This window comes from Pseudarthrobacter woesei (genome assembly GCF_055412745.1).
The window spans coordinates 485,435-507,954 of sequence record NZ_JBVAYU010000002.1 but is presented as its reverse complement, the minus strand read 5'-3'; the positions used below and the strand labels follow the sequence as shown (position 1 = coordinate 507,954).

General features: G+C 67.7%; 19 protein-coding genes, 1 tRNA gene and 1 pseudogene. 9 read left to right on the top strand and 12 right to left on the bottom strand.

Going from position 1 to position 22,520, the window contains the following annotated elements; genetic code table 11:
- The first annotated feature begins 6 nt into the window (after nt 1-6).
- Together ACZYZE_RS05475 and ACZYZE_RS05470 are read left to right on the top strand one after the other, a co-directional pair.
- Entirely contained in the window at nt 7-1,797 is a 1,791-nt protein-coding gene (locus ACZYZE_RS05475) for a glycoside hydrolase family 15 protein (RefSeq protein WP_463906673.1), read from the top strand.
- 127 nt (nt 1,798-1,924) lie between these two features.
- Entirely contained in the window at nt 1,925-2,224 is a 300-nt protein-coding gene (locus ACZYZE_RS05470; RefSeq protein WP_459317378.1) for a DUF1508 domain-containing protein, read from the top strand.
- Between the two features lie 168 nt (nt 2,225-2,392).
- Here the strand turns inward: ACZYZE_RS05470 and ACZYZE_RS05465 are convergent.
- Together ACZYZE_RS05465 and nboR are read right to left on the bottom strand one after the other, a co-directional pair.
- Nucleotides 2,393-2,671 (bottom strand): annotated as a pseudogene (locus ACZYZE_RS05465) (IS21 family transposase); the annotation flags it as partial.
- A gap of 565 nt (nt 2,672-3,236) precedes the next feature.
- Nucleotides 3,237-3,839 (bottom strand): nicotine blue oxidoreductase, encoded by a 603-nt coding sequence (gene nboR / locus ACZYZE_RS05460; RefSeq protein WP_463906671.1) that lies wholly within the window; start codon nt 3,837-3,839, stop codon nt 3,237-3,239.
- A 160-nt stretch (nt 3,840-3,999) separates the two neighbouring features.
- Here nboR and ACZYZE_RS05455 point away from each other — a divergent pair, with 160 nt between their 5' ends.
- Nucleotides 4,000-4,761 carry an SDR family oxidoreductase gene (locus tag ACZYZE_RS05455; RefSeq protein WP_459317380.1) on the top strand — a complete coding sequence of 254 codons (762 nt, stop codon included), beginning with the start codon at nt 4,000-4,002 and terminating at the stop codon, nt 4,759-4,761.
- Nucleotides 4,762-4,782: 21 nt separating this feature from the next.
- On the opposite strand, the gene ACZYZE_RS05450 is transcribed toward ACZYZE_RS05455, so the two are convergent.
- The 3 genes from ACZYZE_RS05450 to ACZYZE_RS05440 form a co-directional block, all read right to left on the bottom strand.
- Complete coding sequence (locus ACZYZE_RS05450) at nt 4,783-5,193, bottom strand: sterol carrier family protein (RefSeq protein ID WP_463906667.1); 411 nt, start codon at nt 5,191-5,193, stop codon at nt 4,783-4,785.
- A gap of 222 nt (nt 5,194-5,415) precedes the next feature.
- Nucleotides 5,416-6,432: an asparaginase gene (locus ACZYZE_RS05445; RefSeq protein WP_463906664.1), complete on the bottom strand. Its 1,017-nt coding sequence runs from the start codon at nt 6,430-6,432 to the stop codon at nt 5,416-5,418.
- Nucleotides 6,433-6,468: 36 nt separating this feature from the next.
- Entirely contained in the window at nt 6,469-8,061 is a 1,593-nt protein-coding gene (locus ACZYZE_RS05440) for a molybdopterin-dependent oxidoreductase (protein ID WP_463906662.1), read from the bottom strand.
- A gap of 288 nt (nt 8,062-8,349) precedes the next feature.
- Here ACZYZE_RS05440 and purD point away from each other — a divergent pair, with 288 nt between their 5' ends.
- Together purD and ACZYZE_RS05430 are read left to right on the top strand one after the other, a co-directional pair.
- Nucleotides 8,350-9,660, top strand: coding sequence for a phosphoribosylamine--glycine ligase (gene purD / locus ACZYZE_RS05435; protein ID WP_463906661.1), 1,311 nt, complete (start codon nt 8,350-8,352; stop codon nt 9,658-9,660).
- A 2-nt stretch (nt 9,661-9,662) separates the two neighbouring features.
- Entirely contained in the window at nt 9,663-10,610 is a 948-nt protein-coding gene (locus tag ACZYZE_RS05430; RefSeq protein ID WP_459317385.1) for a phosphoribosylaminoimidazolesuccinocarboxamide synthase, read from the top strand.
- 38 nt (nt 10,611-10,648) lie between these two features.
- On the opposite strand, the gene ACZYZE_RS05425 is transcribed toward ACZYZE_RS05430, so the two are convergent.
- On the bottom strand, nt 10,649-11,929 hold the full coding sequence (locus tag ACZYZE_RS05425) for a helix-turn-helix domain-containing protein (RefSeq protein WP_459317386.1): 1,281 nt from the start codon (nt 11,927-11,929) through the stop codon (nt 10,649-10,651).
- A gap of 141 nt (nt 11,930-12,070) precedes the next feature.
- Between ACZYZE_RS05425 and ACZYZE_RS05420 the strand changes: the two genes are divergently transcribed.
- Nucleotides 12,071-12,313 carry a hypothetical protein gene (locus tag ACZYZE_RS05420; RefSeq protein WP_459317387.1) on the top strand — a complete coding sequence of 81 codons (243 nt, stop codon included), beginning with the start codon at nt 12,071-12,073 and terminating at the stop codon, nt 12,311-12,313.
- A gap of 143 nt (nt 12,314-12,456) precedes the next feature.
- Here the strand turns inward: ACZYZE_RS05420 and ACZYZE_RS05415 are convergent.
- The 5 genes from ACZYZE_RS05415 to ACZYZE_RS05395 all read right to left on the bottom strand — a co-directional run bounded on the left by ACZYZE_RS05415 (nt 12,457) and on the right by ACZYZE_RS05395 (nt 19,844).
- Nucleotides 12,457-12,533, bottom strand: a tRNA-Pro gene (locus tag ACZYZE_RS05415).
- A 105-nt stretch (nt 12,534-12,638) separates the two neighbouring features.
- Nucleotides 12,639-14,468, bottom strand: coding sequence for an ABC transporter ATP-binding protein (locus ACZYZE_RS05410; protein WP_459317388.1), 1,830 nt, complete (start codon nt 14,466-14,468; stop codon nt 12,639-12,641).
- Entirely contained in the window at nt 14,465-16,309 is a 1,845-nt protein-coding gene (locus ACZYZE_RS05405) for an ABC transporter ATP-binding protein (RefSeq protein ID WP_459317389.1), read from the bottom strand. Before ACZYZE_RS05405 ends, ACZYZE_RS05410 begins: the two co-directional genes overlap by 4 nt.
- A gap of 322 nt (nt 16,310-16,631) precedes the next feature.
- A complete protein-coding gene (locus ACZYZE_RS05400) occupies nt 16,632-17,579 on the bottom strand; it encodes a metallophosphoesterase (RefSeq protein WP_459317390.1) in 948 nt (315 codons plus the stop codon).
- Nucleotides 17,580-17,582: 3 nt separating this feature from the next.
- Nucleotides 17,583-19,844, bottom strand: coding sequence for a transglycosylase domain-containing protein (locus tag ACZYZE_RS05395; RefSeq protein WP_463906658.1), 2,262 nt, complete (start codon nt 19,842-19,844; stop codon nt 17,583-17,585).
- A gap of 37 nt (nt 19,845-19,881) precedes the next feature.
- Here ACZYZE_RS05395 and sp36 point away from each other — a divergent pair, with 37 nt between their 5' ends.
- The 3 genes from sp36 to ACZYZE_RS05380 are packed head-to-tail and all read left to right on the top strand — an operon-like array spanning nt 19,882 to nt 21,538.
- Nucleotides 19,882-20,037: a Sp36 family protein gene (sp36, locus tag ACZYZE_RS05390; protein ID WP_144671455.1), complete on the top strand. Its 156-nt coding sequence runs from the start codon at nt 19,882-19,884 to the stop codon at nt 20,035-20,037.
- Between the two features lie 2 nt (nt 20,038-20,039).
- Nucleotides 20,040-20,609, top strand: a complete 570-nt coding sequence (locus ACZYZE_RS05385; RefSeq protein WP_459317392.1) for a RidA family protein — start codon at nt 20,040-20,042, stop codon at nt 20,607-20,609.
- Nucleotides 20,610-20,626: 17 nt separating this feature from the next.
- On the top strand, nt 20,627-21,538 hold the full coding sequence (locus ACZYZE_RS05380; protein WP_463906655.1) for an NUDIX hydrolase: 912 nt from the start codon (nt 20,627-20,629) through the stop codon (nt 21,536-21,538).
- Nucleotides 21,539-21,822: 284 nt separating this feature from the next.
- Here the strand turns inward: ACZYZE_RS05380 and ACZYZE_RS05375 are convergent, their stop codons facing one another.
- Nucleotides 21,823-22,500, bottom strand: a complete 678-nt coding sequence (locus tag ACZYZE_RS05375; protein ID WP_011693220.1) for a Crp/Fnr family transcriptional regulator — start codon at nt 22,498-22,500, stop codon at nt 21,823-21,825.
- Nucleotides 22,501-22,520: the final 20 nt, after the last annotated feature.

Here is a 22,520-nt window from a genome sequence, read left to right as displayed (position 1 = left end):
TGTCCCATGGCCTGTATCGAGGATTACGCAATGGTTGGCGATACGCACACCGCCGCCCTGATCAGCACCGAAGGCTCCATCGACTGGCTGTGCCTGCCGCGGTTCGACTCGCCGGCCTGCTTCAACGCGCTGCTGGATACGCCCAAGGCCGGCCGCTGGCTGCTGGCGCCGGAAGGCGGCGGAGAATGCACACGGCGGCACTACCGCAAGGGCACGCTCATCCTGGAAACCGAATGGGAGACGCCCGCCGGAAAGGTCAGGATCATCGACTTCATGCCGCCCCGCGACGGCGTGGCGGACCTTGTGCGGATTGTGGTGGGGGTCCGCGGCTCGGTCCGGATGCGGGGCGAGCTGGCCCTGCGCTTCGACTACGGCCACATCGTCCCCTGGGTACGGCACGACGAGTACGGGATCCACGCTGTCGCAGGGCCGGACGCCGCCTACCTCGTGACGAAGGCGCCTTTGCGGGGCGAGCGCCTGCAGACGATCAGCGAATTCACCATCAAGGCCGGGGAGCGCGTCCCGTTCGTGCTGACCTGGACACAAAGCCACCTGTACCGCCCGCGTGCGGTGGACCCGGAAGAAGTCCTCACGGCCACCGAGAAGTTCTGGCAGCACTGGTCCGCCAAGTGCAAGATCACCGGTCCCTACCGCGAAGCGGTCCAGCGCTCGCTGATCACGTTGAAAGCGCTGACCTTCGCGCCGACGGGCGGGATCGTGGCGGCCATAACGACATCCCTGCCGGAGGAACTGGGCGGCACACGGAACTGGGACTACCGCTTCTGCTGGCTCCGTGACGCCACGCTGACGCTCCAGGCGCTGCTGGCCGCGGGCTACACCGAAGAGGCCGCGTCCTGGCGGGACTGGCTGCTGCGGGCGGTGGCGGGGGACCCTGCGGACCTACAGATCATGTACGGCCTCCACGGCGAGCGACGGCTCCCGGAGCTGGAACTGCCCTGGCTGCAGGGCTATGAGAAGTCCGCTCCGGTGCGGACCGGCAACGGGGCCGCGGGGCAGTTTCAACTGGATGTCTGGGGTGAAGTGCTGGACTGTCTGTCGCTGACCCGGAATTCGCTCCTGAAGAGCACAGATGAATCCTGGGACGTCCAAGTGGCGCTGATGGAGCATCTCGAGACAGTGTGGAGCCGGCCGGACAACGGGCTCTGGGAGATGCGCGGACCGCGGCGGCATTTCACCCACTCCAAGGTAATGGCGTGGGTGGCGGCCGACCGCATGGTCAAGGGTGTCAGGGACTTCGGCCTGACCGGCCCGGCGGACCGTTGGGAGGAACTGCGTGACACCATCCATGCCGAGGTCATGGCCAAAGGTTTCGACGCCGAACGGAACACCTTCGTGCAGTCCTACGGCAGGCCGGAGCTCGACGCCAGCCTGCTGCTGATCCCGCGGGTGGGCTTCCTTGCGCCGGATGATCCGCGGGTGATCGGCACCATCGAGGCCGTCCAGCGCGAGCTCACCCACGACGGCTTCCTGCTGCGCTACCGGCCGGCCGAAAGCCACGACGGGCTGCCCGGCGAGGAGGGAGTCTTCCTCGCCTGTTCGTTTTGGCTGGTGGAAGCGCTGCTGGGCGTGGGCCGGCACCACGAGGCTAGGGAACTGTTCGAACGGCTTCTGGCGTTGCGCAACGACGTCGGGCTCCTGAGCGAGGAATGGAGTGTCGAGGACGGGCGGCAGCTGGGCAACGTGCCGCAGGCGTTCAGCCACTTCGCGCTCGTCATGAGCGCCATGGAACTGCATGAGGACGGTTTCCACCGCAGCGACATCCCGATGGGGCGCTGAGCCGGCATTTCCCGCAACGCACAAAGGATGTTCTGGCAGCCATCCCGGACTGGGTCTTTCGTCAGGACTTTAGATAAGTATACTTACTAATATCCCAATGTGGGGTATTGGATGCAAGGAGTGTGCAATGGCTGGATATTTCGAGCTCGTGGACGCGCCCGACGGCGGCTACCGGATCCGAATGCTGGACGGAGCGGGCAGCCTTATGGCCGTCTCAGTCACGTTTCCCACCAAGAGGGCCGCCGCGGCCGGGGTTGCCCGGGCCCGAGAGATTGCCGGGACCGGCCTGATCCGGGATCACACGGGCGCTGCCTCCATGGTTCCGGCGCCTAGGCTCACCCGCAGAACTGCCGACGGCACCAGCCACGGTGCCACGGTGGCCGGCGGATCGCTGGCCGCAGGAAAGCGGGCGCGGTCACATCACTGAGACCGCTTCCAGGAGCCGCGACGCCGTGCTCTTCGACGTCGACGGCACCCTGGTCGGGTCCATATCAGCCGGAACAGGACTCGTTGGGGCGCTAGTTGCCGGCTGCGCAACCAGCACATTCACAGGTGTTCTTTCACACGTGCTGACAGATACTCAAACCCAGCAGGATAGCGTGAGTGGCGGATTGTGAGCACCGGGATGACGGTCCGGACCGGAACCGTCCGCCGTGATGCTTGAGGCGTGTCTGCGGGCTTCGACGGCGACGACGTCGGCGCTGACAGCACCGACTCCCAGTGCCGCGGTGATCCATGGCAGGACATCGGATGCGGCCATGGATCGGTGGAGCAACAGGACTTCGATAAGTTCACGGGTTCCGTCGGCTTCGCCGTTGACCCGGCGGGAGGCAGCCCAGAACGCCTCATGAGCGCTGGTGGCCGCTCCATCCGCCACTATGTCCCAAGCCGGAAACCCTACCCGGGGTGGGGCCAAAACAAGCGACTAACCAGGGGCCACATCAACGTGCTATTCCCACTCCCCGGGTCACGACGTTCCAGCCCAGTTGCTCGGTTCCGGAACCCCTTTCAGCCCCAGGGAATCGCGGGATTCCGCGGGTGCCGGCGGGTGCTGGCTGGCGGGCGTGGAAGCAACTGGGCGGGAGCGTCGTGCCGGAGTCCGGGGACCCCCAAAGCTGCCATCTTTGGCGAACCGCTGGAGTCCTCAACTGAAGTTACGTCAGATAACAACAGGAAGATCCATGCTTGTGGAGCAATTCCGCGTGGTAGCGGTTAGTGAGCTCCGCATCTGCCGTCGATAGCAATGACTTTTGGTTTGACCTGGCCCACGGCCCGGGTGCCGAAGGCGGCACAACGGGGGATGTTTTTGACCGGTTGGTGCGGACCGTTTCGGCTTGTTTGCCTAACGCCGACGCAGTCGCCGCAGGAGTTCCAGGTCCAGGGCCTCATGATCGTCGGCGCCGAGGCAATGACGGGCATCGCGATGAGCGACGGACCGCTCAGCCCAGCAGGTGCAGCTGTCCCGGAGTGTCAAGATCCTCGCCGCCGGAGTGGAACTCCACCAGATCGATCAGATCGGGGTGGGCCTGCAGGAAGAGCCGGGCCCCGGCGTCGCCCGTCGCAGCCTCGGCGGCCTTGGTGCGCAGCGTGGCGTCCAGCAGCAGGGGGTGCCCGCGCCTCGGCCCGCCTGCTGGCTCCGGGTATCCTGCTGCGGTGACCCGCCCCGGCCTGTGTGCAGCCAGCAGGATCCGTACCGTGGCCGCCGTCACTCCGGGCTGGTCCACGAGCGCCACCAGCACGTGGTCCCCGGGCCGGGCTGCTTCCACGCCGAGCCGGAACGAGCCGCCCATCCCGCTCTGCCATCCCGGGTTCAAGGCCACGGAGTGCCGGCCCAGGTCCGTGGTGCCCAGTAGCCGCTCGGCTTCCGCGCCGAGCACGATCACCACCTCGCGGCAGCCGCCGTCGCACAGGACGTCGGCGATCACTTCCACGAGGGTCCGGCCGCGAAACGGCAGCAGCGCCTTGGGCCCGCGCCCCAGCCGCGTGCCGGCACCGGCGGCGAGGAGCACCGCCGTAGTGCCTGGCTCCCGGGACTCCGTCATGGCCACACCCTAGCGCCGCCCTGTCGCATGGAGCCACCAGCCCGCGGCCATGTTGCCGGGAGTTTGTGCGGAACGCTGCCGTGGGCTGTCATCTCGGCATAGGCTGGCAGGGCACCCACCGTCCCGAACCAGATACCCGCCGGCACCACAGGAGACCGCCATGACACGACTGCACCAGCTCGGCCGAGTCGCCGTGGTCACCGGGGCCGGCTCCGGGATCGGCCGGGCGGTGGCCCGGCTCATGCTCGCCGAAGGCTACCGGGTGGCGCTGGCCGGCCGCCGGGAGGAACAGTTGCTCGCGACCGCCGCGGGTCATGCCCAGGCGCTCGCGGTTCCGTGCGACGTCACGGCGCCCGACGACGTCGAGCGGCTGTTTGCCGCCACGCTCCAACGCTGGGACAGGGTGGACGTGCTCTTCAACAACGCCGGTGTGTTCGGCCCCGCCGCCTCCGTGGACGAGATCAGCCTCGCAGACTGGGACGCGACCGTGGCCGTGAACCTGACCGGCTCCATGCTGTGTGCCGCGGCAGCGGTCCGGGCCATGAAGGCGCAGTCGCCGCAGGGCGGGAGGATCATCAATAACGGCTCGATTGCCGCGCACGCGCCCCGGCCCCGGACGGTCGCGTACACGGTGACGAAACACGCCATGACCGGGCTGACCAAGAGCATCGAGTTGGACGGCCGCGGCTTCGGCATTACCTGCGGGCAGATCGACATCGGCAACACGGCCACCGAACTCATGGACACCATCGGGGTCGGGGAAGGGGCGCTCCAGGCCGACGGCGGCCGCCGCGTGGAGCCGACGTTCCCGGTGGAGGACGCCGCCCGTGCCGTGCTGCTGATGGCCGGCATGCCAGCCTCCGCCAGCGTGGGATCCGTGGTGATCACGGCCTCCGGGATGCCGTTCATCGGTCGCGGCTAACCCGGCGCGGGAAGCTGCCGCTTAGAGCGGCAGCAGTCCGGATAGGTCGGCGCGCAGCCCCGAGGCGGCCACCCTGCCGGCGCCGACGGCGTCGGCCCAGCCCAGCTGCCCGCTGACCATCGCCAGCCAGGTGGCGGCGTCGCACTCGATGACGTTGGGGGGTGTGCCGCGGGTGTGGCGTGGGCCCTCCACACACTGCGTCACGCCGAAGGGCGGAACCCGGACCTCCACTGAATTGCCGGGCGCCCGGGCGGTGACCTCCTCCAGCGAGTAGCGCACCGCCGTCGCGAGCGTGGTGCGCGGCAGGGGCGCGGCGGCTTCAGAGACCGCGCCGGTTCCGATGGCGCCCGACGACGGGGTGTTGGCTTCCAGCCAGGCTCCCAGCGCCGCGCGGCCCTCGTCAAGATCTATTCGCCGTCTCTGAACAACCACTAATCTTCCTCCCGGCCGGGGCAACAATAGCCGCCGCCCGCGGCCTATGCCAGACTATGCCACCCCGGTCACCACGGCAGGGAAAAGCTGGGCGGGTCCGGAGGTTCCAGCCACGCCAGACCAAGGCCGGACCTATCCAGGCTGCCTGATCCGGCCCGCGATTCCGGCGCTGGCCGGTTCGGGGATCTCAACTGAGGAACTTGACGGGCCGCTGACGGGCCGCTAGTCCAGCAGCGCCGAGACGGCGCGGCCGAGGCGGATCTTGCCGACTGGCCGGCCGCCGCCCAGGACGGGGTCGACGACCTTTTCCAGCACGCTGGCCACCTCGGGGATCTCGACGGCGCCGGCGGCCGCGAGCAGGGTCAGCCCCACAAGCGTCGTTGCGCGGATGTTGCCGTCGAGGATCTTGATGGCGACCGATGCCCCCGTGGGGGTCGCCATCACGAGGACGCCCTCGGCGCCGATCTTGGCGAGGACGCCGAGGTCGTCCATGACGATCGTGTTGCAGCCGCCCCGGCCCTGCACGGCCCACGGGTAGTCCAGCATCGAGGTGGCGATGGTGGCGGCGCGCGCGTTGGAATTATTGTCCCCGGGGGCCTTGGCCAGCTTGGAGAAGGCCCGGGCCAGCCCTGTCAGCGAGACGGCGGCCACGGGGGCGCCGCAGCCGTCGATGCCAAGGTGCGCGATGCTTTCGCCGCAGTACTCTTCGATCACCGCGCGGATGCGCTGCTGCAGCGGGTGGTTGGGTTCGAGGTAGCTGTGCGTATCCCAGCCGTTTTCGGTGCAGGCCCACAGGAAGGCGGCGTGCTTGCCGGAGCAGTTAAAAGCGAGCTTGGATTTTCCGCGCTCGGAGCGGACCAGCCAGTTCCGGGCGGTCTCGTCCTCAGGCCAGGCCGCGGGGCACTGCAACTGCTCTTCCTTGACCCCGGCCGCTTTGAGCATGCCCTCGACAACGTCCATGTGGTCCAGCGAGCCGACGTGGCTGCCGCAGGCGATCGCCACCTGGGCGCCGCGCAGGGGGACGCCGGACTGCATGGAGGCGAGGGCCTGCAGCGGCTTGAGCGTGGACCGGGCGTAGATGGGGGTGGTGATGTCGCCCAGCTCGGTGACCACAGTGCCGTCGCCGGCCAGAACCACAGCGGAGCCGATGTGGCGGGATTCGACGAAACCGCTGCGTTCAACCACTGCCAGTTCGACGGCGGACTCGACGGTGAAGGTGGCATGCGAATTCAGGGGCATTGAGCAAGTCTATGGTGCGCTGCGGGGATACCCCGGCTATTCCACGGTCACCATGACGGACTGCCAGCCGGACGCTCCGTCGGGCACCGGATCCGCCCGCTTGTCCGTCTGTACCTCGCCGGTTCCGTCGGTGGCGCGGGCCTTGATGTAGTGCGGGCCGGGGGTGGCTTCCCAGTCGAAGGACCACTGACGCCAGGTGACGACGGAGACCTCGTCGGAGAGGGTGGCCTCGGTCCAGGGGCCGCTGTCGATCTGAACCTCGACCTTGGTGATGCCGCGGGTCTGGGCCCAGGCGGTGCCGCCGATCGCGACCCGCCCGGCCGGAACTTTGGCGAAGGACTTGGGTACTTCCACCCGGGCCATGGTCTTGATGGGGCCGCGCTCGGACCAGCCGCGCTGCGTCCAGTAGGCCTTGCTGTCCGCGAACCGTGTGACTTCCAGGTCCACCACCCATTTGGTGGCGGAGACGAAGCCGTACAGCCCCGGGACCACCATCCTGACGGGGTATCCGTGCTCGAGCGGCAGGGCCTCACCGTTCATGCCGATGGCCAGCATCGCGTCGCGGTCGTCCTGGAGGACCTCCAGCGGGGTCGAGGCGCTGAAGCCGTCGATCGAAGTGGAGAGCACCATGTCGGCGCCGTCCTTGGGGCGGGCCATCTTGAGCACCTCGCGGATGGGCATGCCCAGCCATTTGGCATTGCCGGCCAGGTTCCCGCCGACCGGGTTGGACACGCAGGTCAGGCTGACGTGGGATTCGATCAGCTTCGCGTCGAGCAGGTCCTGGAAGCTGAGCCGGACTTCCTGTTCCACGAGGCCGTGGATGCGCAGTTCCCACTCCTGTGCATTGATTTCGGGCACGCTCAGGGCGGTGTCGATCCGGTAGAAGTCCTTGTTGGGGGTGAGCCAGGGCGTGACCCCGGGCGCCTTGGACTGGACGCCGGCGGGCACCGCGGGGGCCGGTGTCCCAGGCGCGGGGAGCTGGAGGGATTCCCGCGCCTGGGACACGCCGCTGCGGGCTGCGCTGAGCAGGCGCCCGCCGGTCGCGGCGATCGCCGATGCCGCGGCGGTGACCCCGGTCGCGGCGAAGAAGGCGCGGCGGCTGGTGGCGGGGCGTTCGGGTTCCTTGGCGGCGAGACCCGAGGCCATGTCCGGCCACTGCCGCATCCGCCACAGCCGCGAGATCAGGAGCCGCAGCACGATCAGCCCGGCCACGGTGCCGATCAGCGAGGGAATTGCGTCCAGCGGCCTGACACTGGCGCGGGTCACGACGCTGGCAACGATAACGGCTCCCATCAGCAGCACACCCGCGACACCGAGCGCCCACTTGCGGTAGGCCACAATGCCCAGCACACAGGCGAGCAGCAGGATGGTCACCGCCATGCCGGCGAAGAGCGCGGCCTTGTCATTGGTGCCGAAGGTGGCAATGGCGAAGTCCTTCATCCACGGCGGCGTGAAGTCGATGAAGGTCGAGCCGAGGGCGATCAGCGGGGTCGCACGGGCCGTGAAGAAGGCGCCGATAAGTTCGGCAACGGAAAGTACGACGGCGGCCGCGGCCACGCCGGCCAGGGCGGCCAGAGCGGTTGGGCCGGCGAGCCGCTTCTGGGGCTTCTGCGTGCTGTGCTTCTTCATACAGTGTCTTCGTAGCCGACCGCCCCGCGGATTGTCCGCCCGCTCCGGGGGGACATGCCCTCCCCTCGCGCCCGGGGCTGGACATAGTGGCGTTATGTCCGGTGGCCGCGGCCAGGACTGGGCATGTCCGGCGGTGCGCCCGGTCCTGTTCGGGGGACATGCCCTCCCCTCGCGCCCGGGGCTGGACATAGTGGCGTTATGTCCGGTGGCCGCGGCCAGGAGTGGGCATATCCGGCGGCGGGTCACAGCTTAGGAGCCTGCCGGGTCCACAAAGTACCCTTGGAAACTGTGAAGGTACTTGTCATCGGCCCCGGCGGCCGCGAACACGCCATTGTCCGATCCTTGCTTGCCGACCCGAACGTTTCCGAGGTCCATGCGGCCCCGGGCAACGCGGGCATCAGCAAACTGGTCCCCACACATGCGATCGACGCGAGCGACCCCGACGCCGTCGCCGCCCTGGCCGCCCGGCTGACGGTGGACCTCGTGGTGGTCGGCCCGGAGGCCCCGCTCGCCGCCGGCGTGTCCGACGCAGTCCGCGCCGCGGGCATCGCGGTGTTCGGCCCCAGCAAGGCCGCGGCCCAGCTTGAAGCCTCCAAAGCCTTCGCCAAGGAAGTCATGGCCGAGGCCGACGTTCCCACCGCGATGGCCCGCGTGGCGTCCAACGCAGAGGAAGCCGCCGATGCCCTCGACACCTTCGGGGCCCCCTATGTCGTCAAGGATGACGGGCTCGCCGCGGGCAAGGGCGTGGTGGTCACCAACAACCGCGACGAAGCCCTGGCCCACGCCCAGAGCTGCTTCGACGCCGGCGGTACCGTGGTGATCGAAGAATTCCTCGACGGCCCCGAGGTCTCCCTGTTCGTCCTCTGCGACGGCCGCAACACCGTGGCGCTCGCCCCGGCCCAGGACTTCAAGCGGATCTTCGACAACGACGAGGGCCCCAACACCGGCGGCATGGGCGCCTACACCCCGCTGGAATGGGCCCCCGAGGGCCTCGTCCAGGAAGTGATCGACCGGGTGGCCCAGCCCACGGTCAAACAGATGGCCCTCCGCGGCACCCCGTTCGTCGGCGTGCTCTTCGTCGGCCTCGCCCTGACCTCCCGCGGCACCCGCGTCATCGAATTCAACGTCCGCTTCGGCGACCCGGAAACCCAGGCCGTTCTGGCCCGGCTCAAGACCCCCCTCGGCGGGCTGCTCATGGCCGCTGCCAAGGGCGAACTGGACAAGGTCCAGCCGCTGCGCTGGTCCAAGGAGTCGGCCGTCGCCGTCGTCGTCGCTGCCGAGAACTACCCGGACGCTCCCCGCACCGGGGACCGGATCCGCGGGCTCAAGAAGGCCGAGTCCCTCGAGGGCGTCCACGTGATCCATGCCGGCACCAGGCTCGACGACGAAGGCAAGGTGGTGTCCGCCGGCGGACGCGTCCTGGCCGTCGTGGCGCTGGGAACCGATCTGGTGGAGGCCCGGGAACGGGCGTACGACGGCGTCGAACTGGTCCAGCTGGACGGCGGCCAGTTCCGCACCGATATCGGCCGTAAGGCGGCCCGCGGCGAGATCCTGGTGAAGAGCCCCGGGACTCCGGCCGCCACGAAAGCGAAGGCCTGACCATGAGCGAAACCGAATCCTCAATGCCCAAAGGTGGCCTCGACACCGCAACGCTGGATCTGCCGGGCTGGAAGCACCTTTACTCCGGCAAGGTCCGTGACCTGTACGTGCCGGTGGACGGGTCCATCACCGAGCGCTTCAGCCAGGAGTGCGTCCTGGTAGTGGCCAGCGACCGCATCAGCGCCTACGACCACGTGCTGGCCAGCGAGATCCCGGATAAGGGCCGCATCCTGACCCAGCTGAGCCTGTGGTGGTTCGAGCATCTCGGCGTGGAGCACCACGTGCTCGCGTCCACGGTCGGGGGAGGCGTGCCGGCAGCGGTGGAAGGCCGCGCGATGATCTGCAAGAAACTGGACATGTTCCCGGTCGAATGCATTGCCCGCGGCTACCTCACCGGCTCGGGCCTGGCAGAGTACAACGAGTCCCGTACCGTGTGCAGCATTCCGCTTCCCGAAGGTCTGGTGGACGGCTCCCGCCTCACCGAGGCCATCTTTACCCCCTCCGCGAAGGCAGAGGTGGGTGAGCACGACGAGAACATCACCTACGACGCCGTCGTGGAGATCGTGGGCGAGGATATCGCGGCCCGGCTGCGCGAACTCACCCTCGAGATCTACACCAAGGCCGAGGAAATTGCCCGAGGCCGGGGCATCGTCCTTGCTGATACCAAGGTGGAGTTCGGCTTCGACGCCACCACCGGTGTCATCACCCTCGGCGACGAGGTTCTCACCCCGGACTCCTCGAGGTTCTGGGATGCCGCCATGTATGAGCCTGGCAGGGCCCAGCCTTCCTTCGACAAGCAGTATGTCCGTGACTGGCTGGCCTCGCCGGAGTCCGGCTGGGACAAGGCGTCCGATGTGCCGCCGCCGGCGCTGCCGGCCGACGTCGTGGACCACACCCGCAGCCGTTACGTCGAGGCCTACGAAAAGCTCACCGGCCGCGCGTTTAGCTAGGCACGCACTCCTGGTCGCGTTGGGCTAGGCGCGTTGGGCTAGGCGTTCGACTGGGTTCCTGACGCGGCGGCGGCTTCGGCGCGGCGCCGGGCAAGCCGGATTTCCAGCACGGCATCCATCGCCTGCTGGACCCGGTCCGCGGCCCCGGCCGCGCTGAATTCCTTCTGGGCTTCCTCAAGGTACACGAGGGCCTCGTCGGATTCTCCGGCGGCCTTCAGCGCCTTGCCGAGCAGGAGTGCCACCTCACCGGCGACGTGCCGGGCCAGCAAATCCTTTTCGGCGTGAATCTCCCGCAGCTTCTGAACGGCCGCGACGATGTCCCCGGTGAGGTAGAGCCAGCGGGCCCGGATGAATGCGACCTCGAGTTGGTCGGTCCTGTTGCCGCCCACGATCGAGAGGGCCAATTCGGCACGCTCGATGGAGGTCAGCGTCTCAGGCTCCACGATTCCGGAGGACAGGCGGACGGCGGCGGACGCCTTGTTGAACCGTGCCCAAAGGTCGATGTCGTTGGCGGGGGAGAGCAGCTTAGCGGCCCGCTCGTGGTACTTGATCCCCTCGGGGTAGTCGTGGCGCATAAAGGCCACGTTTCCGATGACCCAGGCGACCTCGCCGGCCAGTTGGGAGATGGACTGGTCGTCCATCTGCGCGTTCATGTCCTGGCAGTACCGCCAAGCCTCGTCGAGCCGGCCGCTTTCGGCCAGCGCGCCGATCAGCGCCCTCAGCGCGCCGATGATGAGAGTGGAGCCTTTGGGCAGCTCGGCACAGAGCCGCACCGCCTCCTGGGCATGCTCGACGGCGACTGCCAACTGTCCCTGGCCGTGGCACACCGCAGCCAGCATCTGTTGCGCGCGGACCCCCAGGCCGGCCGACTCGGCCGCCATCGGATGGTCCAGCAGGCGCTGCACGAGGTTCTGGCATTCCTTGAGCTCGCCCTGCTTCATGAGGCATTCCGCCTGCATGTAGGTCATGTTCCACCACGCGCTGGTGTTCTTGGCCTCCAATGCGATCTGGGCCGCCGCTGCGGCGTGGGTAGCCGCCAACGGATAGTCCCTCAGATCCCAGGCCTGGCGGGCGTACAGCCCGGCGAGCACATATTCGGCGTCGCTGACGGACACCGGCTGGTTCCAGGCCTCCAGCGCCTTGGGCGCGAGCTCAAGCCGCCGGGCAAGCTCCTCAATCACATCTGCGGTCGGTTCGCGGCGTCCGGTTTCGAGCAGCGAGATGTAGCTGGGCGAGTACAGGTCCCGGCCCAGCTCCGCCTGCGTCAGGCCCCGTTCGAGCCGTTCCGCGCGGAGCTTCTCCCCAAATCCGTTCCCCACGGATACCTCCTAATTCCGGACATTCTTTGTACTAAATGCTTGACAGTCTCTGTGGAAATAATTTTACAATGTGTGTCAACAAGGGTAATGCTGACTTGGTAAGGCCCCCGACTCTATCCCCGACTCATATTGAGGAACTCTATGTTGAAGAAGATCGCAGCCGGCGCCCTACTGGCGGGCGCCCTGGCGTTCACCGCCGCTGCCCCCGCAGTGCTGTCCATCAATGCCATCGGCAACTGGCCGGACCCCATGGGCGCCACCCTGGCGATCGGTAACTGGCCTGATCCCATGAGCTCAACCCAGGGCCGCCTCTCGGCAATCGGTAACTGGCCGGATCCCATGACCTACTCCACCAACATCGGCAACTGGCCGGACCCGATGTAACAAGCACCTCTTCGACAGCTCCGGGACATGCGCCAACCATGTCCCGGAGCTGTTTTTGCCGCTTGCCCCCGCCGGCGGGCACCCGCAAAACGTCCGGGCACACACAAAAGAGGGCCTTCCGGCTGGAAGACCCTCTTTTTGACTGGTCGGGATGACAGGATTTGAACCTGCGACCTCGTCGTCCCGAACGACGCGCGCTACCAAGCTGCGCCACATCCCGATCCGCTGCTACAAAAGCAACTTCACAAGAGTATCCGATTCGTGCCCCGGATGCGAAATCGGCGCCGGCTTGTTGCCGAAAGCGGTGAAACAGCCCCGGAAAGACTCAGACCAGGGAGTCTTTCCACGCCCCGTGCAGCTGCGCGAAGCGCCCGCCGCCGCCGATCAGATCCGCCGGCGATCCGTCTTCGACCACACACCCGTCGTGGACCACCAGCACCCGGTCCGCGCTCTCCACCGTGGACAGGCGGTGCGCGATGATGAGCGCGGTCCGTCCGGCGTCGGCGCCGATCCCCTGGAGCAGCCCGGCGAGGCCGTCCTGGACGAGGCGCTCGGAGGGGATATCCAGCGAGGACGTCGCCTCGTCCAGGATCAGCACCGCCGGCCGTGCCAGGAAGGCCCGGGCGAAGCTGATCAGCTGGCGCTGACCGGCCGAGACGCGGCCGCCGCGCTTGTTGACATCGGTGTCGTAACCCTCGGGAAGGGCCCGGATGAACCCGTCCGCGCCCACAGCCGCCGCTGCGGACTCAATCTCCTCCCGGGAGGCGTCCGGCCGGCCCAGGGCAATGTTGTCCGCCACAGAGCCGCTGAACAGGAAGGCCTCCTGGGTGACCATCACAACGTTCCGCCGCAGATCCGCCGTCGTGAGCTGCCGCAGATCCACACCGTCGAGCGTGAGCGAACCGGCAGAGACGTCGTAGAAGCGGGCGATCAGCTTGGCGAGGGTGGATTTTCCGGCGCCGGTCTGCCCCACCAGGGCAACGGTCTGCCCGGCGGGGATGTGCAGGTCCATCGGCGGAATGATCACCGGCCCGTCGCCGTAGCGGAACTCGACGCCCCTGAAGTCGATGGTGCCCCTGGCCTCGTGCAGGGCCACCGGGTTCCTGGGCGGCCGGACCGTGGGCACCTCCTCGAGCAGCCCGGACACCTTCTCGAGCGCCGCCTGGGCGCTCTGGAACGAGTTGTAGAACATCGCCATCTGGTCCACGGGCTGGAAGTAACGTTTGGTGGACAGGATCAGTGCCAGCAGCACACCGACGGCGAGTTCACCGCCGAGCACCCGGAAGCCGCCGAGCAGCAGTACGACGGCGACGCAGACGTTTCCGATCAGCACCAGGCCGGGCTGGAAGACGCCGTTGAGGTTGATCGATCGGACGGTGACCTTGCGGTAGTCCTCGGAGAGACCGGCGTAGCGTGCGGAGTTCTCGCGTTCCTTGCGGAAGGCCTTGACCGCGCGGATGCCCGTCATGGTTTCGACGAAGTGGACGATCAGCCGGGCCGAGACCACCCGGGATTCGCGGAAGGCGATCTGCGAGTGCTTCTGGTACCAGCGGGCCAGGAGGTACATCGGCACGCCGGCGGCCAGCACCAGGAGCCCGCTGCGCCAGTCGAGCGCGAACACCGTGACGGCCGTGAACACCATAAACACCATCCCGGAGGCGAGCGAGCTCACACCGGAGTCCAGGAGCTCCCGCAGCGCCTCAAGGTCCGAGGTCTGCCGGGCGATAATGCGGCCGGAGGTGTACTTCTCGTGGAACTCAAGGCTCAGGCGCTGGGTCTGCCGGAAGACCCGGACGCGGAGGTCCAGCAGCATCGACTGGCTGAGCTTCGCCGTCGAGTTGACGTACAGGGCGGTGAGGCCTCCCGCCACGACGGCGGCGGCGAGGTAGGCGGCGCCGGCGAGCAGAAGCGGGAGGTTGTCGCCGGCGCGCAGGGCCGGCAGGGCCCGGTCGATGCCGAAGGCGATCAGGGCAGGTCCGGCGACGCGGGCCGCCTGGGAGAGCACGACGGCGGCGATCGTGAGCCAGAACCGGCGGCGGACCGGGCGGATCAGGGAGCCCAAGAGGGCCAGCGAGCGGCGCCTCACGGCCTTGCTCTCGCTTGTGGACAGGTGCGCGTTGTCCTCGTTGGCGGTGCCGAAGGTTGCGCTGCTCATCGGGAAATCTCCTCGGCCTCGAAGGCAGACAGTTCGGAGTCCAGGTCCCGCGGTTCCGGGTCAAGGCTGGCGATCACGTGGCGGTAGTGGCTGTTCCCGGCGAGCAGTTCGGCGTGGGTGCCGACGGCGGTGATCCGGCCGCCTTCCAGCAGCGCAACCCGGTCCGCCAGGGCCACGGTGGACGGGCGGTGGGCGACGATCAGTGTTGTGGTGTCCGAGAGGACTTCCCGCAGCCGGGCCTCGACAAGTTCCTCGGTGTTGACGTCCAGGGCGGAGAGCGGGTCGTCGAGGACCAGCACTTTGGGCCGGGCGGCGATCGCGCGGGCCAGGGCGATGCGCTGCCGCTGGCCGCCGGACAGGCTCAGGCCTTCCTCGCCGATCAGGGTGTCCGGGCCCTCCGGCAGGGAGTACGCGAAGTGGGCCTGGGCGACGTCGAGCGCCTCTTCCAGGGCTTTCTCCCGGCTCTCCGCTGATGTGCCGGGCGCAGACGTGCCGGGGTCTGACATGCCGGGGGCGCCGAGCAGCACGTTGTCGCGGACCGAACTGGAGAATAAGGTGGTGTCCTCGAACGCGACGGCGACGACGGACCGCAATTCCTCGACGCTGAACTCGCGCAGGTCCACTCCGTCGATGGTGATGGAGCCCGCCGTGACGTCGTAGAGGCGGGGGACCAGCTGGAGCAGGGCACTTTTCCCGCTGCCCGTGATGCCGACCAGGGCCATGGTCTCGCCCGGTTTGATGTCCAGGCTGATGTCCTTGAGGATCGGCTTGTCCGGGGCGTCCTCGTAGGCAAACGTGGCGTTGTGGAAACGGAGGGCGCCCGTGAGCCGGGCGGGGCGGCGCGGGTGTTGCGGGCTGGTGATGGTGTTCACCGAGTCCATCACCTCGAAGTGCCGGTCCAGCACACTCTTGGCGGTCAGGGCCATCGCCAGCAGCATGCCGCAGAATTCGACGGGGGCGGCAATCACGGCCGCCGTGGCGAAGAATGCCACAAGCGCGCCGATGGAAAGTTCGCCGGCGGAGGCCAGCAGGATCCCGACGACCAGCCCGGCACCGAGGGCGAGTTCGGGCAGCAGCGTGACGACGAGGCTGAAGGTGGCCAGATGCTTGGCCTTGGCGATCTCGGTCTGGCGGAGTTCCTCGGCCTGTTCATTGAAGTTTTCCAGCGCCTCGCGGCTGCGGCCGAAGGCCTTGAGCACGCGGATACCGTGGACGGACTCCTCGACCGTGGTGGCGAGGTCCCCGGCCTGGTCCTGGCTGCGGCGGGCCACCTTGCTGAAGCGGGTGCGGAAACGGAAGCCGTAGATCATGATCGGCACGGCGGCGGCCGTGAAGATGAGCGCCAGCTGCCAGCTCATCGAAAACATCACGCCGACGCCGATCAGCACTGTCAGGGTGGTCACCACGAGCATAATGGCGCCGAAGGCCATCCAGCGGCGCAGGAAGTTCAGGTCGGTCATGGCGCGGGAGAGCAGCTGCCCGGAACCCCAGCGGTCATGAAAGGAGACCGTCAGATCCTGCAGATGGCCGTACAGGGACACCCGCATCCGGGTCTCCACCGTGGTCGCGGGATTGATGACGAAGGTGCGGCGCAGCGCGACGAGGCCGGCCTCGGCGATGCCCAGGCCCAGGATGGTCAGTGAGGCGACCCATACCGCGTCCGTGCTCCCGCCCGCGTGCAGGGATTCGTTGACGAGCACCCGGAGCACCTGGGGGATGGCCAGGGCCACCACGCTCGCCAGCAGGGCGCAGAGCAGGCCCATGACGAGCCGCGGCATAATCGGCAAGACGAGCGGATAGAGACGGCTGATTGACGCGAAAAACGGGGTTTGCTTGGCCATGCCTGCTTCTTAAAACGCGACTGCGAAATATCCAACACAACTGGATGTAGTTTCCTGTAGCAACTACCCTAGGCCATCGCGTGACCGGGTTCACATGAATGGCGGCAGCATCAGGATCTCGCCCAGTAATTACATTCCGCAATGGCGGCCCGGCGCCCCGCCTGCAGGGGACATGCCCAGCCCTGGCCACGGGGAACGGACATGTCCCATGGTCCGTGGGACATGCCCAGCCCTGGCCGTGTGGAGTGGGCACTAGCCCACTATGTCCAACCGTCCCGCCATGGGGAGGGCATGTCCCGTGGTGGCCGGGGAACGGGCGGGATCAGGAACGCTGGGTGAGCGTGAGCAGCACGGCCTCAGGCTTGCAGGCGATGCGGACCGGGGCGAAGCGTGAGGTGCCGATCCCGCCGGAGACGTTCACCGGCGTCGTGCGTCCCTTGCTTTCCCAGTTGTTCAGGCCCTTGGCGCGCCAGGTGGGGAGGTCGCAGTTGGCGAGGAGGGCGCCGTAGCCCGGCAGGCAGATCTGGCCGCCGTGGGTGTGCCCGGCGAGGAGAAGATCGGCACCGTCCTCGGTGAAGTGGTCCAGCACGCGCTGGTAGGGGGCATGGACGACGGCGACCCGCAGATGCGGTGTTGCGTCCTGGCCCCTGGTGCCGCGGGGCCAGCCGGCGTACCGCTCGAGGCCCAGGTGCGGATCGTCGACACCGGAGAAGTCAAAGCGCAGTCCCTTGAGCACCACGGACTGGCAGCGGTTGGTGAGGTCCACCCAGCCGGCCATGCCGAAGCCGGCACGCAGCCGCGGCCAGTCCAGCGTGACCGGGTCTTTTGGTTTCGAGGACGGCCCCAGGAAGTAGGAGGCCGGGTTCCTGAGCCGGGGGGCGAAATAGTCGTTGGAACCGGGCACAAAGACGCCGGGGAACTCCATCAGCGGGCGCAGCGCCGCCAGCACCGGGTCCACCGCCTTGGCGTGGCTGAGGTTGTCGCCCGTGTTCACCACCAGGTCAGGCTTCAGCTCCGCAAGGGATGCCAGCCATTCGGCCTTCTTATCCTGGCCCGGGACGAAGTGGATGTCGGACAGGTGCAGGACCCGGAAGGGGCCGAAGCCGGCCGGAAGGACCGGGAGGGTCTCTTCGCGCAGCACAAACTGGTTCTTCTCCCACAGGCCGTAGCCGGTGGCGGCGGCACCCGTCGCGGCGCCGACAGCGGCGGTTACGGCGAAGCCGCGCCCGATGCTTCGGGCGCGGCTTGCCAGATCATTCCCCCGGGTCACCGGTTACGGCTTCTTGCTGGGGTCGGGCGAGGGGGCGGGTGCCGGGCTGGACGGCGCCGGGCTGGACGGCGCCGGTGTCGCCGGCGTCGCCGGCCTGGGCGCCGGGGCGGGTCCCGTGACCAGGTTCGACGGCGGGGCCGGGAACGGGTTGGTGCCGTACGCCGGTGCCACCTGGGACATAAAGTTCGAGAACTGCGGGCCGGCGATCATGTAACCGTCGACCGCCTTGTAGAACTTGTCGTTGATGGTCAGGTTGCGTCCCGGCCGGTCCTGGCCGCCCAGCGCGTCGCCGAACCACGACGCCGTCGCCAGGCCGCTGGTGAAGCCCACCACCCAGGTGGAGTTGTTGGGGTCGTTGGTGCCGGTCTTGGCGGCGATCGGGAAGCTGGTCCGGGTGGAGATCCGCGGCTGGATCAGCGAGCCGGAGCCCCGGTTGAGGACTTCCTGCAGGGCATAGCTCACACCGCGGGCCACCTCCGGTTTCAGCGCGTCGCGGCAGCTCGTGGCCTGCGCGGGGAGCTGGGCACCGGTCTGGTCCGTCACCGAGGCGATGGCGACCGGCTCGCAGTACTTGCCGTCGTTCGCGAAGGTGGCGAACGCGCTGGCCATGGTCAGCGGCGAGGTCTGGGTGGCGCCGATCAGGTTGGACAGCGTTGTCATCGGGACGGGCTCGTTGGTCTGGCCGGCGTGGATGCCCACGGCATCGACGATCTTCTGGATGCCGCAGAGGTCCACCTGGGCCGCGGTGGCGAACGTCATGGTGTTGATCGAATTCGCGAGTCCGTCCACGACGGACATGTTCTTGTAGTAGCCCTCTTCCGCGTTCTGCAGGTCATCGGCCGCGCCCAGGCCCTTCTCTGCTGTGTTGTAGGCACCGTTGACGGGCGTGGGGCAGGTGTTCCTCCACCGGAAGTTCAGAGGATACCGCCGCACCGAACCGTTGAGGGTGGTGTTCATGGACTTGCCCTCATCGAGCCACTGCGCGAACGTGAACGGCTTCATCGTGGAACCGGGCTGGAAACCGCCCAGGCCGCCAAGGTCGCCGCCTCCCGGGTCCGTCTTGTCCACATTGAAGTTGATGACGTTGTTGAATTTGCCTTCGGCCTCGAGGAACTGGGTGTTCTGGGCCATCGAGATGACCTTGCCCGAGCCCGGCTGCACGGAGACCAGCGATGCGCCCCACTTGTCCGGGTTCGCTCCGGCGGATCCGTCCACCTGGGCCTGCGCCACGGCCTGGGCATTCGGGTCCAGCGTGGTCTTGATGGTCAGGCCCCCGCGGAACACCTTCCGCTCCCGTGCTTCGGCGTCGGCACCGTAGGCCGGGTTGTTCAGCAGCAGGTGCAGCACATAGTCGCAGAAGTACGGGGCCGTCGTCGAATACGCGCAGCCCTGGCGTGCCGGGGTGACCTTGGTTTCCACCGGGGTGGCGACGGCGGCGTCGTAGTCGGCCTGCGGAATCTTGCCCTGGGTCAGCATGGACTTGAGCACCAGGTCACGGCGGACCTTGGCGTTCTCCGGGTTGTTGATGGGGTCATAGAAGGACGGGCTGTTGACCACACCGGCCAGCAGCGCGGCCTGCGGCAGGGTCAGGTCCTTGGCGGTGGTGCTGAAGAAGAATTTGGAGGCGGCTTCGATGCCGTACGCATCCCGGTTGAAGAACACGATGTTGAGGTAGCCCTCAAGGATTTGCTCCTTGGTGAACTTCTTCTCCAGCGCGATGGCGAGCTTCATTTCGCGGAGCTTGTCCCCGACGCCCTTGTTGACACCGTTCAGCAGGACCTCGTCGCCTTTGCCCTCGGCCTCGAGGGAGGAGTTGATGACGTTGTTGACGTACTGCTGCGTGATGGTCGACGCGCCCTGCTTGTTGCCGCGGGCGGTGCTGACGAGGGCGCGCAGGATGCCGGTGGTGTCCACACCGCCGTGCTCGTAGAAGCGGCTGTCCTCAATGGCGATCACCGCGTCCTTGATGTACGGCGACATCTGGTCCAGGGATACCCGGGTGCGGTTCTCCGCGAATAGATTCGCGATCACGCTGCCGTCGGCCGCGAGGATCGTGGTCGACTGACTGGGCGGGTCCACCTGCAGCTCGGCCGGGAGGGTGTCAAAGAATTTGATCGATCCGCTGGCCGTGTTGCCGGAAACGGCCGCGGCCGGGACCAGCAGCCCCGCCACCAGGACGCCGCAAATGGCGCTCACGCCCAGGAAAAGAAGGATCTTTCCGAGAGTGGTGGCCGTGTCAAATAAAGGGTTCTTGCCTGTCGCCATGTTTTCCACTTTACCGGCAAGGACTAGGCTTTAGTTCATGACCAAATGGGAGTACGCCACGATTCCGCTCATTATCCACGCCACAAAGCAGATTTTGGACCAGTGGGGAGACGACGGCTGGGAGCTTGTCCAGGTTGTTCCTGGCCCCGAGGGAAACGGCCTGGTTGCCTACCTGAAGCGGGAGAAGCAGTAGCCATGAGCACCCCAGCATCGGCCGCGCCGGGTGCCGCCGGGACTGCGGGCACCGCGGGGAACAACACCGCCGCCGCGGGCGCGTCGTCCGCCGTCGAACAGCGCCTCGCGGAACTCGGCCTGACCCTCCCGGAGGTCGCCGCCCCCGTGGCCGCCTACGTCCCCGCCGTGATTTCGGGCAACCATGTCTACACCTCCGGCCAGTTGCCGTTCATTGACGGCAAGCTGGAGGCCACGGGCAAAGTGTCCGCCGGCACGGAGGGCGCCTCCGACGAGGCCACCGTCTCCCCGGAAGCGGCGAAGCGCTACGCCGCGATTTGCGCCGTCAACGCCCTGGCCGCGGTGAAGAGCGTGATCGGGGATCTGGACCGCATCACCCGGATCGTCAAGGTGGTCGGCTTCGTCTCCTCCGATCCGTCCTTCACCGGCCAGCCCGGCGTCATTAATGGCGCCTCTGAGCTGCTGGGCAGGGTCCTCGGCGACGCCGGCCAGCACGCACGGTCCGCCGTCGGCGTTGCCGTCCTGCCGCTCGACTCTCCGGTTGAAGTCGAACTGATCGCCGAATTCGCCTAGAGGGCCGGTCACTTCCTGTGCCTAAGTTAGCCCGACGCCTGTTTGTCCTTCCCCCGGATCTTGAGGGGTCCGCCCGCAGCTGGCTTGACCATGGCGAACGGACGCCGCGTGCGGCCCGCTTCGCCTCCTCGGTCGTACTCCTGCGGGATTCACCCACGGGTCTGGAGACCTGGCTGGGCTACCGTCCCGGCACCTCGCCGCTGGGGGTGCTCGCCTTTCCGGGCGGATCGCTGGAGGCGTCCGACGACGACGCGGTCGGCTGGCTGGGCCCCTCGCCGCAGCATTGGGCCGAGCAGATGGGGACGGCCGACGTCGGGCTGGCACGCCGCCACGTGGTGGGTGCCATCCGGGAACTGTTCGAGGAGACCGGCATCCTGCTGGCCGGCCCGGACCTCTCCAGCACCGTGGAGGCGACCTCGACGGCCGAGTGGATGCGCGCCAGGGTGGCCGTGGCGGAGCAGGAGAAGTCCTTCACCGAGGTGCTCGCCAAGCGCGGGCTCTCGGTGCGGACCGACCTGCTCAAGCCGCTGGTCAACTGGCTCAGTCCGGCCTTCGCGCACCGCCGCTTCAACACCCGCTACTTCGCAGCCACCCTGCCCATGAACCAGACACCCTCGCTGCTGGCCAGCAAGGGTGTCTGGGGCCGCTGGGTCTGCGTCCGCAAGGTGATCAACGAGCGGGAGACCACCGCGCTCGGCGACGAGGTGGGCCAGGAGAACACGGCCGGCCGGCCCCTCGGTGAGCTCCTGGTGCCGGGCTCTGAGATCATGCTGGAAAAGATGGCCGCGGCCAACGGATGCATCGCCTACCTCAGCTACAAGCGCAAGGCCCACGTGTACCAGGCCAAGCTCGTCGAGGAAGACGGCAGGCTCCTGCTCGAAGTCGAGGCGGCAACAACCGTCGCAGGCGAACCGCAGCGGGAACGCTAGCAGTACTGGCGCGGTTCCGTGCCATAACGTGGCCAGCCTGCGCCCTCATCCTGGTGCCGGCCCCGGGACATGTCCTTTCTTCGGCCCCACCGGTGGACATGCCCTCCGCTCAGCCCGCCCTGCAACTGGACATGCCCTCCGCTGGCCCGGGCCCGTGGACATGATGCCACTATGTCCACTCCTTGCAGCCAGGACTGGGCATGTCCCGCGGGTGGGTGCGGCATTCCAGACGCCGAAGGCCGGCTCCGTTTCCACGGGCCGGCCTTCGACGTCTGCTGAACGCTTTAGCGCGAGCGCTGGCGGAGCCGCTGCATGTCGAGGATGACGACGGCGCGGGCCTCCAGCCGGAGCCAGCCGCGCTGGACGAATTCGGCGAGGGCCTTGTTGACTGTCTCGCGGGATGCGCCGACCAGCTGGGCCAGTTCTTCCTGGGTGAGCTCGTGGGCCACCAGGACGCCGTCGGTCGCGGGACGGCCGAAGCGGTCCGCCAGATCCAGCAGCGCCTTGGCGACGCGGCCCGGAACGTCGGAGAAGACGAGGTCCGAGAGCGAATCGTTGGTGCGGCGCAGGCGTCGTGCCAGGGCCTGCAGCAGCTGGGCGGAGACCTCCGGGCGGGTGCGCAGCAGGGCGTTGAGGCTCTCGTTCTTCAGGCCGGCCAGCCGCGTTTCCGAGACGGCCGTTGCCGTGGCGGTACGCGGGCTCGGATCGAACAGTGCCATTTCGCCGAACAGCTCGCCCGGGCCGAGGATGGCGAGCAGCGACTCACGGCCATCCGGGGACGTGCGTCCGAGCTTCACCTTGCCGGAGACGATGAAGTACAGCTGGTCACCCTGGTCACCTTCCCGGAATACCGAGGCTCCGCGTGAGAGATCCACCTCGGTGAGCTCATCCGTCAACAAACGGAAGGCCTCGTCGTCGAGCGTGGCGAAAAGGGGTGCGCGGCGCAATACCTCGATGTCCATAAAATCTCCTGACTAACTGT